Annotated in this window: 14 protein-coding genes; 4 read left to right on the top strand and 10 right to left on the bottom strand. The window is 43.7% G+C overall.

Features of this window, described 5'->3' with window-relative positions; translation table 11 throughout:
• Positions 1–834: 834 nt before the first annotated feature.
• Positions 835–2052, bottom strand: coding sequence for a helix-turn-helix domain-containing protein (locus NQ095_RS08215; RefSeq protein ID WP_258263003.1), 1218 nt, complete (start codon positions 2050–2052; stop codon positions 835–837).
• Positions 2053–2175: 123 nt separating this feature from the next.
• Here NQ095_RS08215 and NQ095_RS08210 point away from each other — a divergent pair, with 123 nt between their 5' ends.
• Entirely contained in the window at positions 2176–3000 is an 825-nt protein-coding gene (locus tag NQ095_RS08210; protein WP_258263002.1) for an MBL fold metallo-hydrolase, read from the top strand.
• 494 nt (positions 3001–3494) lie between these two features.
• Here the strand turns inward: NQ095_RS08210 and NQ095_RS08205 are convergent, their stop codons facing one another.
• The 5 genes from NQ095_RS08205 to NQ095_RS08185 all read right to left on the bottom strand — a co-directional run bounded on the left by NQ095_RS08205 (position 3495) and on the right by NQ095_RS08185 (position 10634).
• Positions 3495–5066 carry a SagB family peptide dehydrogenase gene (locus NQ095_RS08205; protein WP_258263001.1) on the bottom strand — a complete coding sequence of 524 codons (1572 nt, stop codon included), beginning with the start codon at positions 5064–5066 and terminating at the stop codon, positions 3495–3497.
• Between the two features lie 20 nt (positions 5067–5086).
• On the bottom strand, positions 5087–7033 hold the full coding sequence (locus NQ095_RS08200; protein ID WP_258263000.1) for a TOMM precursor leader peptide-binding protein: 1947 nt from the start codon (positions 7031–7033) through the stop codon (positions 5087–5089).
• Positions 7030–8940, bottom strand: a complete 1911-nt coding sequence (locus tag NQ095_RS08195; protein ID WP_258262999.1) for a putative thiazole-containing bacteriocin maturation protein — start codon at positions 8938–8940, stop codon at positions 7030–7032. The genes NQ095_RS08200 and NQ095_RS08195 overlap by 4 nt, the downstream gene beginning before the upstream one ends.
• Positions 8941–9083: 143 nt before the next feature.
• On the bottom strand, positions 9084–9353 hold the full coding sequence (locus tag NQ095_RS08190; protein ID WP_258262998.1) for a heterocycloanthracin/sonorensin family bacteriocin: 270 nt from the start codon (positions 9351–9353) through the stop codon (positions 9084–9086).
• A gap of 339 nt (positions 9354–9692) precedes the next feature.
• Positions 9693–10634: a DHH family phosphoesterase gene (locus tag NQ095_RS08185; RefSeq protein ID WP_258262997.1), complete on the bottom strand. Its 942-nt coding sequence runs from the start codon at positions 10632–10634 to the stop codon at positions 9693–9695.
• Between the two features lie 93 nt (positions 10635–10727).
• Between NQ095_RS08185 and NQ095_RS08180 the strand changes: the two genes are divergently transcribed.
• Entirely contained in the window at positions 10728–11033 is a 306-nt protein-coding gene (locus tag NQ095_RS08180; protein ID WP_206851443.1) for a YtpI family protein, read from the top strand.
• A gap of 322 nt (positions 11034–11355) precedes the next feature.
• On the opposite strand, the gene NQ095_RS08175 is transcribed toward NQ095_RS08180, so the two are convergent.
• Positions 11356–12675, bottom strand: coding sequence for a DRTGG domain-containing protein (locus NQ095_RS08175; RefSeq protein ID WP_258262996.1), 1320 nt, complete (start codon positions 12673–12675; stop codon positions 11356–11358).
• A gap of 289 nt (positions 12676–12964) precedes the next feature.
• Entirely contained in the window at positions 12965–13207 is a 243-nt protein-coding gene (locus tag NQ095_RS08170; protein ID WP_258262995.1) for a hypothetical protein, read from the bottom strand.
• 229 nt (positions 13208–13436) lie between these two features.
• On the opposite strand from NQ095_RS08170, the gene NQ095_RS08165 reads away from it, so the two are divergent.
• Together NQ095_RS08165 and NQ095_RS08160 are read left to right on the top strand one after the other, a co-directional pair.
• Positions 13437–13982, top strand: a complete 546-nt coding sequence (locus tag NQ095_RS08165; RefSeq protein ID WP_258262994.1) for a GNAT family N-acetyltransferase — start codon at positions 13437–13439, stop codon at positions 13980–13982.
• A gap of 106 nt (positions 13983–14088) precedes the next feature.
• Positions 14089–14679 carry a putative immunity protein gene (locus NQ095_RS08160; protein WP_258262993.1) on the top strand — a complete coding sequence of 197 codons (591 nt, stop codon included), beginning with the start codon at positions 14089–14091 and terminating at the stop codon, positions 14677–14679.
• A gap of 219 nt (positions 14680–14898) precedes the next feature.
• Here NQ095_RS08160 and NQ095_RS08155 read toward each other — a convergent pair whose 3' ends face one another.
• Positions 14899–15579 (bottom strand): metal-dependent hydrolase, encoded by a 681-nt coding sequence (locus NQ095_RS08155; protein ID WP_258262992.1) that lies wholly within the window; start codon positions 15577–15579, stop codon positions 14899–14901.
• A gap of 166 nt (positions 15580–15745) precedes the next feature.
• Positions 15746–16111, bottom strand: coding sequence for a winged helix-turn-helix transcriptional regulator (locus NQ095_RS08150; RefSeq protein WP_219166601.1), 366 nt, complete (start codon positions 16109–16111; stop codon positions 15746–15748).
• Between the last annotated feature and the right edge of the window lie 148 nt (positions 16112–16259).

Below are 16259 nucleotides of genomic sequence, written 5' to 3'. Positions count from 1 at the left end.
ATTTTCAAAAAGTAATATGGAAGAAAGGAGTTATTCTACTTAGCTTAATGCACCCAGGTACTTTGATGGATACAAAAAAGATAAATAAAAATGTAACTATGTAAGCTCCATTAATTAGGCTTTGTGAGGTGTTTTTAGGCGTTCTTTGGATACAAGCAGGAAATCAGTAATAAGCTAAAACCTAATCCTAGCCCTGTCCAGGATATTGTATCAAGGGTATTGGAAGCTAATTCCCGGGATATCCCTGATATAAATAACACTATTTTAATAACTAGAGAAAGCATTACTATCGCGTAAGCACTCCACTGAATTATAGTACGCTTTCTGTTTTTCTTACTTTTCATAAGACAAACCCTTTCACAACTCTTTTTCAATACTGCCCGCAGGCAATCATTCACCTACATTGCATTTAAAAACTGAGCTAAAATTGCTACAACTACACTTATTAAAAGAGTTATTAGCCAATTCATTTTATGTGTCATTTTCAAAAGAATATTCAATACTGTACCTATACACATACATAGAATAAAGACAAATAAAAACATAATTATTAATTCCAATGCAAAAACTCCCTGCGAAAATACGGTTACTTTATCTATTTATTACCTTCTGTTTTGAGATTTAAGTCTCATAGTGTTCTGTTAACCAGCCTGATTAATGGATAAGGCAGGAATTAAAGGACCGAGAGATTACTGCCTTATTCATTTATTATTTTTCAAATTAGGCTCTTTCACAACCAAGTTCCCAAATACTAGCTGAACTTTAACTTAAAAATAAACTAAAAAATTCGCAATAACATCTGTCCTAGTATTAATTAAGCCCTATTATGACTAATCATATTATTTCCAATATCTCCGACTTGCTTTTTGTTAAGATATTAGTGGTAAAAGATGATTCAATTGGCCGAGGAATCCTTCGAAATAAGTCTGAACTTGCTTGAGTAAAAAAGTAAGCAAGTTCTTGATCTCCTTCAAATAAATGTACTGCCCCTAGCAATCTAAATATTTCTCCTCGTAAGTAAGTAGAGTCGCTAATAGATAAGCTTTCAAGTGCTTTTCTACAATAAAATTGTACTTGTTTCAATTGACTTAGATGTAATTTACATACCGCTATCTCAAAGAGGCAATTTGAAAAAATTTCTTGATTGTTTTTTCTGGCATACCATGTGCAAATTGCTAGTTTTTTTCGGGAAGAACATAAATCACCTATTTTTCTTTCCACAACAGCCAAATTAAACATAGCTGCCATATGGCAATCCTTTCCTTGATGTTGGAAATAATCGAAACATTGTTCTGTCCATATTTTGGCTTTCACTAAATCTCTTTTTAGTAGATACGCTTTACCAATTCCCATTGATATATTTCCAAGTTGTTTGTCATCACCTTCAAGCTTGGCAAGTTCAAAAGCTGCTATATAAGCGTTTAATGATTCATCTATATGTCCAATTCTTAAATAGCATGTTCCTAAATATGTATGCGCTTGGGACATCGCCAAGTGAAAGTTTTTTAACCTACTTACCAGTTTTACGGCATACTGATAATGAGATATAGCATCTTTAAATCTTTCCATTCTAAAATATAGCTTTGCAATTTTCATATGTACTTCATATCCAAGAGTTCGTTCTTTTATTTTTTCTAAGTGAAATTTTCGTTCCAGATAAGAGTGGTATGCCTCACTATAACGCTCCCTAGAAATCCAAAATTCAATTCTCATTAGAAACGATTTCACCCAAAGAAAGTCATCTAATTTCAATTGTTCTAAACGGTCCAACCAGTCAAGTCCCTCTGCTGAGTTATCCTTTAGAATTAAAGATTCAGCTTTTTCTATGTAAGCTCTACCAACCACTTCGTTATGATCTGCTGGCTCTTCTAGAAAATAATAAAGTGGTTTCTTCAATATATAGGCGATTTTTTCTAAAGTCTGTTGATTAGGAACTGCATGTCCATTTTCTACCATACTTATATAAGAACGAGTCAAGGATAATTCCCCAGCTAATTGTTTTTGAGAAATACGCATCTCTGCTCTAGCTTCTTTTAGTTTTTTGCCTATCAACTTGTACAACTCCTCACTTCTAACTTACGGGGGTAAGTTAATGCTTACCTTATTTTACACTACTTTCCATAAACATTAGACCATATAATGGAGTTAAATCAATAAAACTCGAGGTGTTTTAAAGTGGAAAAATATATTTGTAAAACTTGCGGTACTCAGTATCCACCTTCTAATCAGAAACCAGAAATATGTGTGATTTGTACGGAAGAACGGCAATACGTTCACCCGAGTGGGCAACAATGGACAACTCTAAAAAAAATGTGCGAATCAGGAACCTATTCAAATTGTTTTAATAATGAACAAAAGGGGCTAAAAAGTATGACAACCGATCCTCCATTTGGTATTGGACAAACTGCATACTTAGTAGAGGAACAAGGTTTTCGACTTTTGTGGGATTGTATTTCCTACTTAGATACAAAAACCATAGAGGTTCTATCCTTAAACGGCGGCATCGATGCAATTGCTTTATCTCACCCTCACTATTATTCCACTCAGGTAGAATGGGCTGAAACATTTCAATGCCCCATTTACATACACGAGGACGATAGACAATGGGTGCAGCGACCAAGTGATCAAATCATCTTCTGGAATGGAGAATCCATAGAAATTAGCAAAGGATTAGTTCTTCATCGACTAGGTGGACATTTTAAAGGTGGAGCAGTGTTGCATTGGGTGAACGAAAATGAAAATCGTGGAGTTTTACTTACAGGAGATATCATACAAGTGGTTTCTGACAAACAGTGGGTAAGTTTTATGTATAGTTACCCTAACCTTATCCCCTTACCAGCAAAAAAAGTAGAGGAGATGGCTAACACTGTCAAACCCCTAAAGTTTAATCAACTTTTCAATGCATTTCACAAAGAGATTCCTGATAGTGCGGATATAGCTGTTCAAAGATCCGCAGCAAGGTATATTTCTGCTTTAAATGGAGAGTTGTTTAATACTTAACCTAAGGAAGTATTAGGGTTATTCTTAATTTTTCTATAAACCATTTTAAAGAGTTGATTAAGTTAAGGATGTTCAGATTTTAATCCGTACCATCATGAAATGGTCCATAAACGAAATAACCACCTATTCTAATTAAAGGAACCTCCCTAATTTAAATTGAAAGTGTGTTTGGTCCCCATTCTCATCTACTTTCATCAATAAAACGTCCCTTGGCCGAGCCAAAGGACGTTTATTGAAAGCTTTACTCAATATAGTCTTTTTCAACCGTTCAGTCCTTCCATCTCATACCCTTAAAAAGAGGTATGTGGAGAAGATTCATGCGAGATATACAATTATCGTGCGGGATTTGAAATATTCATGCGGCTTACGTAACTATCGTGCGGGATTCAGATGCAATCATGCGAGATTTCCAGTAATCATGCCGCAGTTTCGAATATTCTTTATCCGTAAGTACCAAAATCACCAAGGGATTTGTCCCCGCGGTTCTCTCCTCCTCAACTCAACAAACTCCCCCTCATCCATGCCTTCTCCCTGAACGGTCCGATCGGTATCTGTATTAAGGTCGTTAAGTTCTCAGAATCCAGTTTATAAATCCCATCCGTCACTGTCGTATCAAACCCAAGCAGCGGATGCCCCCCAAACCCTGTCGCTGCTGAAGACAAAAGCAGGCGCTGGACGAGCATACCCGCTTCCATTTGCATGATCCTGTACCCCCTGTATCCAAGGGAATCCTTGAAATAATCTTTGTTTCCGATGATGTGAAGGCACAGCGGCACCTGAAGCAGATTGACGTTATCCAGTGACAGGCCCGATTGTAGCTGAAGCCGATAATCCCCTGTACCGATTTCCCTTAGTGAATGACGACCGCTGTCATAAGCGTATGCGCCATTTGGAATGCCTTCTACGTTATACAGACAGCCGTATATGGAAACACGGGGTTCTTCCCCGTCAAAAACGTTGTCTAGGTCATTTCTAAAAGAGTATGAATGAGTGGCCCTCTTCAATAAGGTAGCGAGCTGCTCCTGACTGACCTTCCCCATGATAAAATCCATTTCCGGTGAATGACGCTTTTTGCAGGCATCAACAAAATCATACGTACCTGATTCGATCTCAGGAAGATCGATTTCTTTTTCTCCCGCTCTCCTATCCAGTTGTTTCACCAATGTCTGAAAATCACCTGTGCAATTGAATTTAGAAGCCTCATTCACCTCCAGTAACCTTGGAAACTCTCGAACCTTTTCAGACCTTTCATAGTGTCCAGGAGAAATAGCCGGCAGCTCCCGGCATAATTCTTCAGCGGTAACTGCCCGCTCAATCCCCCTCCCTGCCCAATTCGTTGCAGTAGCTGAAAGTGGTATGACGGAATAAACGCTTTCCTCTTCTTCAGTCAGTCCGAGCATATGATTGATCGGGTTATCCAGAAATTGAGCATACACCCCTGTCTCGAATCCAAACCGTTTGGCCGTTTCCAGGAGCTGCCCCATCAGGACGCCGGCATCGAGCCCCTGCAGCCGGTAGGAGAAGTTATTGTATTTAAAGAAGTTTTTCCAGTATCTTACCGACACAAAGGCAGTGGCAAAACACGTTGAAATGTCACTGCGATTGCCGAGTGCCCGTTCTACATACGAATCGACATTCCCGTCCCGGAGTAAGACAAGTCGGTGGTGGACGGCATCATAATGATAGATTCCATGGGGCAGATCATCCAGTTTCAAATAAAGATAGAGTTCATTCGGATACAGCGCCCCTCCGGATGGAGCAAACCGCCGATAGGAATGGATGGGGTAGGACTCCTCTTCTCCGAAATCTTCAGGATGCACCGACTGGCTTACCCCGGATATGCCGTAGACATACCATAGGAAATGACCGATTCTTTCTACATCAGGTTTCAACGGCGGCAGCTCCTCGGTGAGTGACAATGGAATCTCCAGAGATAATGGGACCACCGGCAATCCCCGGTACAGTTTATAGGGAAGGGGCCCATCCTCCCAGTCCACTTCCCAGTTAGGCTGATTGGCCCGATTGATATCGAATTGCAGATTGTGCAGAAATTCTTCCAGACTCATCCTCCTCACCTCCTCGTATCTTAAGGAAACGGATGCGGTTTCTGATTGAGCTCATCAAATGTCAATGGCTGGTCCCTATATCCCAGTGCCTCCGGGACGTTCAGGACCCTTTCTAGCCCTGTCAGCCGGGTAAGGTGATGCCCGAACGTCATGGGAAGCATGCCTGGAATCAGGACTTTCACGCAGTACAGTCCGTTCTTTTCAAGTTCCGGTGCGGTTTGGTCAACAACAATGACGTCAAGGTTCCGGCTTCGGAATCTTTCAAGAATCTCCTTCAGGTCATCCGTCAGATCGGTGTGTTCCGATCGCCAATTGAATTCCTGCTGGAAACTTCGTAAGCCTCGGCTCTCGTCCTTCAAAAAGGCAAAACGTTTTTCAGCCTGTGGCAATCCATATAGCATACCGTGATCATCCATCTGCCTGACGAGGGAATCATCGTACAGCATCTTTTCATATTTCGCCCTATTCTTCTCCAATTTTTCATCGAGATTCAGCATCATTCCGGCGAGCTCCTGAATCGCACTTTTGGCTGCTCTTACAGGATCGAGATGGGCACCTGCCGCGAGGATCAGATTCAATCCGGCATCCTTCCTGTTTTTGGCCATGGCAAAAACGCTTGGAATGCCGTGCTCCATGGTGGAGTTATACAAAGAGAGATCATATCCTGCGACCGCACGCATCCGTTCGATCATTAACTGGAGCTCTTCGTCCTCGGCTGTCATGGGATCGAGACGAGGCAGCCCCAGTTCTGCGTACCAGGTCATAAGGAACGAGTCCCGTTCGACGACCTCCATGATACCGTAGAAAATGGCTTCCTCCCTGCTTCCCCCAAGGGCACAGCCGTTGGACGTTTCATAAACAAACCCGGATGAGCCGCAGCCCAGACTGTAATAGGCAAGGAGCTCAGGAACGAGAATCGGCCGCTCTTCGATGAGTGAGTATCCCCACACCCAGTCGATGGCCCTGTCAGGATCGAACTTTTCAAATGGGAATCCCGGCATGGCGTACTGCTCGTCGGTGTGTACGCCGACATTTAGGGGATCAAGTGCATGTTCCTCCACATTCCGGTAGCTGTCATGAACAACCGTCCGTTTACCACGGGGCTCCAATCCGCAGTGACGCTCCAACCCTTCAAGGATGGCTGTCAGCTCGCTGTCTGAGTAGACCTGGGTTCGTCCCGCCGTCCCTTCATCACCGGAGAGCATCGGCATATTGACGCTCGCATCGGCAAACGGCGTCACCAGGTCATACATCTTGCTGTTGAAAAGTCCGGTCCGGTTATCAAGATAGTCGTTTATCAGTACATTTTTCAGTTCATCCAGGGATGTACAGCGGAAACTGTCGGGACGGATTTTCTGGCTGGGCTTGAGGGACACTTGTGATAATTCCGGAGAATCATCCGGAATCACGCTGCATACCGGGCATAATGAATCTGGAATAAAGGAGTGCCAGGAGTTGTTCAACGTTCTCAAGTCGGTGAAACATACCCTTCCTTCCGAATGGGCCACTTCACCCTCAAGGATTCTGAATGCTTCTGAGGTGATGATGTGAGCCATGTGCAAGATACCGGTTTTTGAAGCCCACGGGTCTTTCGTCATTCCGCCATCATCCGCGAGTTTCCTTTGCACTTCCCGCATTTCATGCCGTTCCTTTCCTCCAAGGAGACGTCTCACATCGGCACATTGTGAGCATCCTGGAGTGCGGGGCTGGACCAGTGGCCCGATAATCCCTTCTCCAAAGGCAACGAAGCCTCTCAGCCATGGAACCTGAGCCCCCCCCAGCACTTCTTCTGCCATCTGGTGAACGCTTGGGTTCCATGTATCATCAAGTGTGAGTACCAAATCGGTAGTGGCCGGGATGTTTTTGTCTACGTTTTTTCGCCTGAAAACGGGGTACCGGGCTGAAATTTGCTCACATACAAGGTTTGAGAGCATCCCCTCTCCCACAATGACCACGAAAGAACTCATTGCACTTCCTCCTCTCGCAGCAGCACACCAAACACGCCTGCGAGCTCCTGTTTAAAAGCAGGTTCCATATCCAGTTCGTACGCCATCACCTGTTTCTGATTCCGTTTCAAGGTGTCGATTGCTTCTTTCAAATTTTCATACTGGATCCTATCATCAGTGGCCGGAATGGTTATTCTATTCGTATTCTGTTCATTTAACATAACGGCAACAGGGTTTGCGTCAAAAGCATCCGTTCCGTTCTGAACTTGAAAGAGTGCATGCTGCAGAGAGTGCCTCAGGGCCATGGTGACGGTGAAGCCGGTATTTCCATACCAGCCTTTCTTACCCCGGACATATGCGACAGGAAAGCCAGCCACATCCTCCCCTATTCCGATTTCCGCCTCTCCCTGCATGGTGGTCAATGCGTTTAGATAAAAACGACACGTTTCATCTTCTACCTCATTTAATGTAAGGAGTGAAATGGTGATTTTTTGAACCGACTCTCTTTTTCGCAGCTCATCAGTCAGACAGTGATGAAGCCCGCGTCCCATGCATTCTGCAATTGTCGCTCCTGTGCAGATGGCCATATGTTCACCTGTCTGATGGGGAACGATCAAACCGGCAAGTCTTGAAGCGTATGCCTCAATTCCCCTTAACCCGGCTTCACGACGTGCATCTGCATGGGTCAAGCCATTGCAGATCATCTCCTTCAGCAGCTCTGCAGGGCCTTCCGACACTCCATCGACGGGCTGGACACGACATTGAGCGAGTGGCAGCTGCTTCGCGTCCCCCTCTTCCCATACATGAAAAATCCCAGTCTCTTTTGACGTCAGCAGACTGAAGAAATACAGCATTTTTTCAGGATCAGACCTTTCCGTCACCTGTTCCAGGCGCGACTCCAGACCCTGAACATCTTCAGCTGCCAAACGCCCTGTCTCCAACGGATGTGGTAAGAAGGAATGCCAACTTCCTTCAAGAGTCTCTTTATCCAGGAGAAAAATCCGATTTCGCTGATCGGCTTTTGCCACTCCTGTTATTTCTTTGAATAATTCAAAGACGATCATGTTCGCGAGCATGGCTCCAGGGATCGCCGATTCAAGCGATTTGCCATCCTCTTTACGCAAGGCTGTTGCATGGATGCGCCTCCAAGCTGATTCCCACCCTGCCTCAGTATCAGGATGGATAATAGGGCCTGCCATTCCTTTCTCCTTTTGAGAAATGGCCGGAATAAACAGCTTGTGATCCGTCCTGCAAATCGCATGGAGGAGGTCGAGCTCCTCTTGGTTTTCATTTTGACTTACATATAAAATCGAATCAAAAGGCTCCAGTGTATCCCGCCAACCGCCTTCACTGAACCCGACTTCCATGAGCTCTAATTCCGGATCCGTTTTCCGGGCATGGTCCACAAGCTCGCTCACCCGGCGTCTATTCGTAGGTACCTCATCAGTCACGAGCACCTGCAGTTTTGCGATTCCTGATTCAATGAGTGATGAAACCAATGAAGTCAGAAAAGGACCAGATCCCACTGCCAGGACATTGGTCCGGCGGTAGGTTTCAAACCTTGCTGCTCCCGAGTCTGCCAAACTGTCGACAAACTCGATTTGTGATGCGAATTTCTCCAAGGCATGTTGGGACAACTGATGTGGAAGGTCCCTGCTGACGTCCCGGACAAACCCATTCTTATGCAATACCTCTGCCATTTCCATGACCCTGTTTTGATAAGGTCCAGGCAGTCCACTCGTCAAATCCTCAAGGGAGTACTCCCCGTTGAACATCGGCAGCAGCTTCTCCACCCATTGATCAATTCCACTACCTTCCATACGGAAAGAACATAGGTTATTCCTGAAGTAAACTCCGCTGTTTGGTTCAGGGAGGTAAAACGTATCCCTCTTCACTTTTAAACGCATCGAAGGGTCCAATTTTCCCATAGTGCTCCTCCTTACCCCCGCTTATCTCTTGTATTTTGGCTGTCATTACCATCGTATGAGACTCACTTTGTCCCTTATGTATAAAAAGACCCCTGCATGAACTCATACAGGGGTCTATCCGAACACGATATTCTAACAATCGATTAACGTCCGCAGCGTCCACATCGTCCACAGCCGCCACAACGGCCACATCCGCCGCATCTGCCGCACCCGCCGCAACGGAAGCATCCTCCACATCCGCCACAGCCAAAACAACTAAAGAAGCATGAGAATCCAAAACCAAAGCAGCCTCCAAATCCTAAGAAAAGCCGTTCGTCATTCGGATCATACATGTTTTGATCCCAGGAAACGGGCTGTGTTGCCTGGAAATCACCTACATTCAAACTTTGAAGTTCATTATAAAAATTATTCATATCTTCATTACCTCCCAAAAAAGTATCATATGGCTCTCGAAACGTGTAGTCATGAGTCTTTTTTATAATGAGTTTCCGGCATTTAGGTCAATGCACTATAAAGGTGAATCATCCTCAACAATTTATGTGAATTTGCTGGGTATTGTTACTGATGCATAAGCCTATTTTTCATGGACATGAGGTAAGGGAGAACACAAAAAGACCCCAGTCCATGGACCGGGGTTGATTATGAAATTGGAAAAAGCTCCTTCTCATCTTAAATCCGTGGTGTCCTTTCCCTTTCCTCTCTGCATGATTCAGTCAACAAAAAAACCGGCATCTGCCGGCTCTTCTAAAGTCTTATTGATGATTCCTGCACACTTCACGTAGATCCTTCATCACTTCTTCTTTCTCTTCCCATGAATAAATGGACGCGCCAGCAGCCAGTGGATGTCCGCCGCCGTTGTATTTCTTGGCGATGGTGTTGATGACAGGACCCTTCGAGCGAAGGCGAACCCTGATCTGATCATGTTCTTCAATAAAGAAGACCCATGCTTTCATGCCTTTCACATTCCCAAGAGTACTGACAAGCAACGATGCCTCAGATGGTACGACCTCGTGCTCTTCGAGGATATCCTTCGTCATGACCATCATCCCGCAGCCATCCTGATCCATCTCGAAATTCTGCAGCACATACCCATTAAGCTTCGTGACGTTGGAGTCGACTTCATACATTTTATTGAATAATTCATTCCGGTCAAAATCATAGCGGATCAATTCACCCGCAATATCAAACGTCTTCTGCGTGGTGCTTGGATACAGGAATCTCCCCGTATCACCGACGATCCCGGCAAACAGGAGTCTTGCACCGGAATCAGGAAGCGTCAATCCTTTGTCTTTTCCAAACTGGTAAAATTCATAAATCATTTCACTGACGGAGCTCGCCGTTGTATCAATCCAGAGGTGATCCCCGTAGGCATCCTCGTTTGGATGGTGATCAATCTTCACAAGCAGGTCCCCGAGATGGTAGCGACGATCACAGATCCGTTCTTCGTTGGCCGTATCACACACGATGATCAGGGCCCCTTCGAACACAGAGTCTTCGATATCATCGAGACGATTCAAGTAATGAAGGGTTTCCTCTTCTTTTCCGACAGCGTAAATGTTCTTATCGGGGAAGGAGGCTTTCAGCATTTCCACGAGTCCACCCTGTGATCCGTATGCGTCAGGATCCGGTCGGACATGTCTATGTACAATGATCGTTTTATATTGTTTGATAAGGTTCAGGATTTGTTCTTTCATGGGAATCTCCTTTGTGGTGGAATTTTTATTTGGCATTCTGCTCGGTTATCTGTAAAATAGTAGCGAGAGATGTCAACGATGGAGGACAAAACTATGTATTTTCTCGCATTACTGATCGTCGTCACGTTCACCTTCTATGTTTTTTATAAAATAAGACAAGTGCGAACAAGACGACCGATGGAAAAGAAATGGTTATCGGCTAAAGCAAGCATCGCCCTTGGGCTGTTCGTTGCCCTGTTCGGGATCAATCAGCTGTTTTTATTCCCTGGTACGCTGACGTATGTCATCGGCGCGCTTTTCATCCTGCTGGGACTGGGAAGCTGCTGGGCTGGATATAAAATGTACAAGCATGTGCTCCCCTATGCACAGAGGGAAGCGAAGGAACTGGATAACCAATAATCGAGCAAGGACTGCGGACTGGATGAAAATCCGGTCTTTTTTTGTTTGATTTGGTTATTTTGGATACCGGAAGTGCTGTTTTGGTTTAAAAAACGTAACGATCGGACTGGAGAGGGTGCAGAATCGGGGTGCTGCACCCTCTGATTTATTTTTATGATCCGGTTTTGGACACTTATGATCCGGTTTTCGGATTTATGAACCGGGGTTGAAACTTATGATCTCGCTCAGGGATTTATGATCCGGAATTTCAATATATGAACCACTTTTCCCATTATATGAGCCCTCTGTCGTTTCCGACGAATCTCCAGGCTCCCCCTCAAGCTTAATGCCGGTCAATCAACTGACAAATCATCAACGATTTCCCCATTAATACGCCTTCACTATATACCTCTACATCCACCTTACCAAACTTTCGCCCGACGTCGAGCACTTTCGGATGGATTTCAAGCATGCTTTCCATCTGGACCGGTTTAATGAAATAGATGGTCATGTTTTCGATGACGAGGTCACCTTTTTTGTATGGCTTCAGTGCGCGGTTGGCCGCTTCGGTCATCAGGGTCGTGAATACCCCGTATGAAATCGTCCCGATACCCGTTGTCATCTGTGGTGTGACGGCGAACTGGTAGATTTCTTTGTCACCTTTCTTCTCACCGACTACTTCCACTCCGTTTGTAATGAGGTCATCGATGGTTTCTCCAACCTGTGGCTGACGTTGAATCATTTGCAGGGCCTTCAGGACATCCTGACGGCTGATGATTCCCTGCAGCTTGTTTTGTTCATTGACGACAGGGAGTAACTCGATCCCTTCCCAGATCATGATATGGGCAGCAGATGCAACGCTCGTATTCGGGCTGACGGTGATCGGCTGCTTCGTCATGATCTTATCGATGCCTGCATATTTTTCCTGCCCCATGACGTCCTTCGAGGTTACCATACCATGCACTTTCAAGTTTCGGTCCACGACCGGGAAACGACTGTGGAAGGTGTATTGATTCTTTTCGTACCACTCTTCCAACGTGTCATCTAAATGCAGATAAATCGTATCATCGACTTTGGTTAAAATGTCTTCCACTAACACGATTTCTTTCTTAATGAGCTGATCGTAAATCGCACGGTTGATCATGGTCGCAACGGTAAAGGTGTCATAGGAAGTGGAGATGATCGGGAGCTCGAGTTCATCTGCGAGCTTCTTGACGTCTTCGTCTGCATCGAATCCCCCGGTGATCAGGACGGCGGCTCCTGCACGCAAGGCATGTTCCTGTGCCTGGGTCCGGTTCCCGATGATCAAAAGGTTTCCGGCTTCTGTGTATCTCATCATGGCTTCAAGCTTCATGGCTCCAATGACAAACTTGTTAAGCATCTTATGCAGGCCGGATCGCCCACCGAGTACTTGTCCATCGATGATATTGACCACTTCTGCGTAGGTGAGCTTTTCGATATTTTCTTTTTTCTTCTGTTCGATGCGGATCGTTCCGACGCGTTCGATGGTGCTGACGTAGCCTTTCGTTTCGGCATCTTTGATCGCCCGGTATGCCGTTCCTTCGCTTACGGTCAGTGCTTTTGCGATCTGACGGACGGAGATTTTTTCTCCGACAGGCAGGGTATCTATGTACTCCAGTATTTGTTCGTGTTTTGTAGCCAAGCTTTTCACCCTTCTTTATAACGTCCTACTTTATATGTTTATTATAATGTGAAAAGCGCGGTGTTTCAATTTAATCGGGGCTTTCGCATGAGAAAGCCCCAGTTAGATTAGAGAGTGCTGGTTGATTTTCGCTGCAGGGGCTCGCTTTCCGCGGGGTGTGGGTTGAGCCTCCTCGGGCTTTGCCCTGTGGGGTCTCAACTTCCACACATTTCCCGCAGGAGTCGAGCCCCCTCCGCTTCAATCAACATTGGCGGTTCGTTCCTTTCCCTTGCAAAAATTCTTAAAGAGCTTATCCAAACGACCGTGATTTCAACTTTCTCACCGGCTTGGATTTCAACTTCTTGCCTTTACCCATTCCTTTCGGTGTGTAAAGCAGGGCTGCGAGGTTTCCGGCCAGGACACAGCTAGCTAGGATGAGCCAGCTGATGGCGAAGGTTCCTTGTAGGCCGTCTGCGAATATTGACATGCGGGGGGCTCCGTAGTAGATGAGGGCCCCGGTGATGAGTAAGCAGAGAATGTATCGTTGTTTCAAGTATGGTTCCTCCTTTCTGGGCTTGTATCATGTATATGCGAGTGTGGGGAGGATGTTGTGTGAACTTGTGAAAAAGGCGTTTTGTTGATGTTTCAAGGATTTATAACATGATGTGGTAAAATGAAATGTATTATGAATATTCAGTTCTCAGTTAACGGGCAGTAATGTTGATAGGGTAAGTATTTAGGCTGGTGCTATTAAAATCTTTTCAGAATGAGGAGGTGTCCAAATGAATATTGCAGAGGAAATCATCATTTCTTCATTAAAAAATGAATTAATTGAGGACATCAATAAAACAAATGATTCTTTTAAAGTGTTTGGTAAGGTTGTACCCCGTTTTCAATCAGGAAAATGGTCTTTTGAAGAGAATCTATTTGATGAAACCAAAGAAATCCGTTTCCCAGATGATAAACTTGATTGGAGCCGATATATAAACTGTGAAGATAAAGCTCTATTTTTAGCTTATAAGAATAATCATTGCATTGGGCAAATTAGAATAAAGAAGGATTGGAATCGCTTCTGTTATATTGAAAATATCGCTGCGAAAAAAGAATTTAGAGGATATGGAATCGGGAAGTTGCTCTTAACGAAAGCGGAAGAGTGGGCAAAACAAAGAAACCTGATCGGAATGTCTCTAGAAACACAAGATGATAATCTTGGAGCCTGCAGGTTTTATGTAAAACAAGGATTCGTACTAGGTGGAGTCGACACATTGAAGCAGTCATGTAATCCAAATATAGAAACCACTTTGTATTGGTATAAGGTATTCAAGTAACGAGGGATATTCTTCGGGGAGGTTTCTATGAGGGCTACGGATCATAGAGAAGATACTCACTTAAAAAGGCAGACATTAAACCAATTAGTAATAAAAGGGGATACCTATGTTTTCAGATGTAAAAGTCAAAATGAAGAAAAAGAATAAATTACTGTTTTCTCGTGATAGCCTTTGTTTGCAAGAATTGAAAGAACTTATTCAACTGCAAACTCATAGAACTCTTGTCATGTGGGCGTTAGATTGCGCAGCATTACCTTTAGCAAAATTTGAAGAAAAGTATCCAGAAGAAAAGAGACCTAGAAATTGTTTAGAGCTCTGCGAGGATTGGGCAAGGGGTAAAATTAAAATGCCCGTCGCTAAGAGGGCTATCTTACATTCACATGCTGTTGCAAAAGAAATTGACGATATAGAATATGGAACTTTATGCCAGGCTATAGGTCATGCTGGTGCTACTGTACATGTGGAAACACATGCTTTAGGATTACCTATTTATGAATTGACATCAATAGTTCATTCATACGGTAAAGAAGACTTCCAAGATCCAGTAACTGAAAAGATAGATTACTACTATACTCGCCTTCTACATTGGCAAGAAAATACCGATAACTTAGGACTAAAATGGGCTGATTTTTTAATGAATGATACCAAACCCAATAAAGAAAGATTATTGAGTGAGAAAAAGAATGAAAATCAATAATTCCCAGTTTCAAGTCTTCAACCAACGAGGGCTTAACTAAATAAGAATAAGAGCAATAACAAAAAAGCTTGGGACAGTACCGACCCCAAGCCTTTTTGTTATACTATTTACTTTGTTAACTTCCTTGTTCTTTAGGCAACGAAAACGTTCGTTATTTTGGATGAAATTTACGTTTTCTCCCCATTATCTAAACTACTTAATTTGCACCGCCATTACTTATTAATATTCAATCACATCCCCAGCCTTCATAACCTCTCCTTCAGAATCCTCAAGCATCTCAACAAATTTATGTGGATCCTGTTTGATTGGTGGGAATGTATCATAGTGGATCGGCACGACTTTCTTCGCTTTTAGGAAGCTTGCTGCCGTTGCCGCATCTTCAGGTCCCATTGTGAAATTATCCCCAATCGGAAGGAAGGCAAGGTCGATCGGGTGACGCTCTCCGATCAATTTCATGTCGGAGAACAATCCCGTATCTCCTGCGTGGAAGATTGTTTTCCCTTCAATCATCAAGAGGATTCCTGCAGGCATTCCCATATAGATGATTTCGTTACCGTCAGTAATTAAGCCTGAGCCGTGGAATGCCTGTGTGAATTTCACTTTACCGAAGTCGAATTCATAGGCTCCTCCGACGTGCATCGGATGGGTCTTTACTAGTTGCCAGCTTAGGTAGGTTGCCAGTTCGTGATTGGCGATGACGAGTGAATCGTTTTTCTTCGCGAGTTCCACCGTGTCCCCTACGTGATCGTTGTGACCGTGTGTAAGGATGATGACATCTGGTTTTTCATCTTCTAATTTAAGATCTGTCATTTCGTTCCCGGTGATGAATGGATCGATAAGGATCGTTTTTTCGTTTGTTTCGATTTTCACTACTGAATGTCCGTGAAATGAAATCTTCATTATGCATCTCCTCCAAATAAACTTATCTATTTTTCTTACTCTCGTATGCTATTTTATGTTATACCCCAATTTTTTAAAAATAAGCGAGTAGCGGCAATTAAGTTGTTGTCTCTCCTCCTATAAAAAAGTAAAAAAACCAAGGTTGGCCCTTGGTAAGAAAGATTATCTATTTTACCGCTGATTGATCATCCGTTTCCTTTTCCAGTACATTCTCAATATAATCTTTGCCCCATTCATACATAGCCTCCAAGATTGGCAACAGTCTTTCCCCATGCTCGGTGAGTGAGTATTCGACTTTAGGCGGGACGACAGGATACACTTCCCGGTGAACGATTAAATGATCTTCGAGTTCTCGTAATTGGTTAACAAGCATTCTTTGAGTGATACCCGGCATAAGAGATTTTAATTCTCCAAATCGTTTTGTTCCTTCCTTGCCTAGATGCCACAATATTAACATTTTCCATTTACCACCGATTACGGCGAGGGTTAATTCTTTTTCACAGTTGAAATTCTTCTCTCCTAAATTTGGCATTTGCCTCAACTCTCCTTTATTCATCCAATAGTATACTTTTTATCACTATATGCGGTAAAAGTGCGTACTTTTAATTTATTTACATACTGAGTATACTAAACATCATGCTAGTGAGTAAATAACTTTCAGAAGGAAACATTTACTTCTA

The organism is Rossellomorea sp. SC111, assembly GCF_024733565.1.
In the GTDB taxonomy this organism is placed as follows: domain Bacteria; phylum Bacillota; class Bacilli; order Bacillales; family Bacillaceae_B; genus Rossellomorea.
Note: the sequence above shows the minus strand (reverse complement) of the source record. Positions and strands in the feature narration are given on the sequence as shown.

Coding starts and splice junctions, on each gene's coding strand:
- NQ095_RS08205 (WP_258263001.1), bottom strand. CDS start 5,066: ATGAGTCTGGAAGAATTTCTGCACAATCTGCAATTCGATATCAATCGG.
- NQ095_RS08200 (WP_258263000.1), bottom strand. CDS start 7,033: ATGAGTTCTTTCGTGGTCATTGTGGGAGAGGGGATGCTCTCAAACCTT.
- NQ095_RS08195 (WP_258262999.1), bottom strand. CDS start 8,940: ATGGGAAAATTGGACCCTTCGATGCGTTTAAAAGTGAAGAGGGATACG.
- NQ095_RS08190 (WP_258262998.1), bottom strand. CDS start 9,353: ATGAATAATTTTTATAATGAACTTCAAAGTTTGAATGTAGGTGATTTC.
- NQ095_RS08185 (WP_258262997.1), bottom strand. CDS start 10,634: ATGAAAGAACAAATCCTGAACCTTATCAAACAATATAAAACGATCATT.
- NQ095_RS08180 (WP_206851443.1), top strand. CDS start 10,728: ATGTATTTTCTCGCATTACTGATCGTCGTCACGTTCACCTTCTATGTT.
- NQ095_RS08165 (WP_258262994.1), top strand. CDS start 13,437: ATGAATATTGCAGAGGAAATCATCATTTCTTCATTAAAAAATGAATTA.
- NQ095_RS08160 (WP_258262993.1), top strand. CDS start 14,089: ATGTTTTCAGATGTAAAAGTCAAAATGAAGAAAAAGAATAAATTACTG.
- NQ095_RS08155 (WP_258262992.1), bottom strand. CDS start 15,579: ATGAAGATTTCATTTCACGGACATTCAGTAGTGAAAATCGAAACAAAC.
- NQ095_RS08150 (WP_219166601.1), bottom strand. CDS start 16,111: ATGCCAAATTTAGGAGAGAAGAATTTCAACTGTGAAAAAGAATTAACC.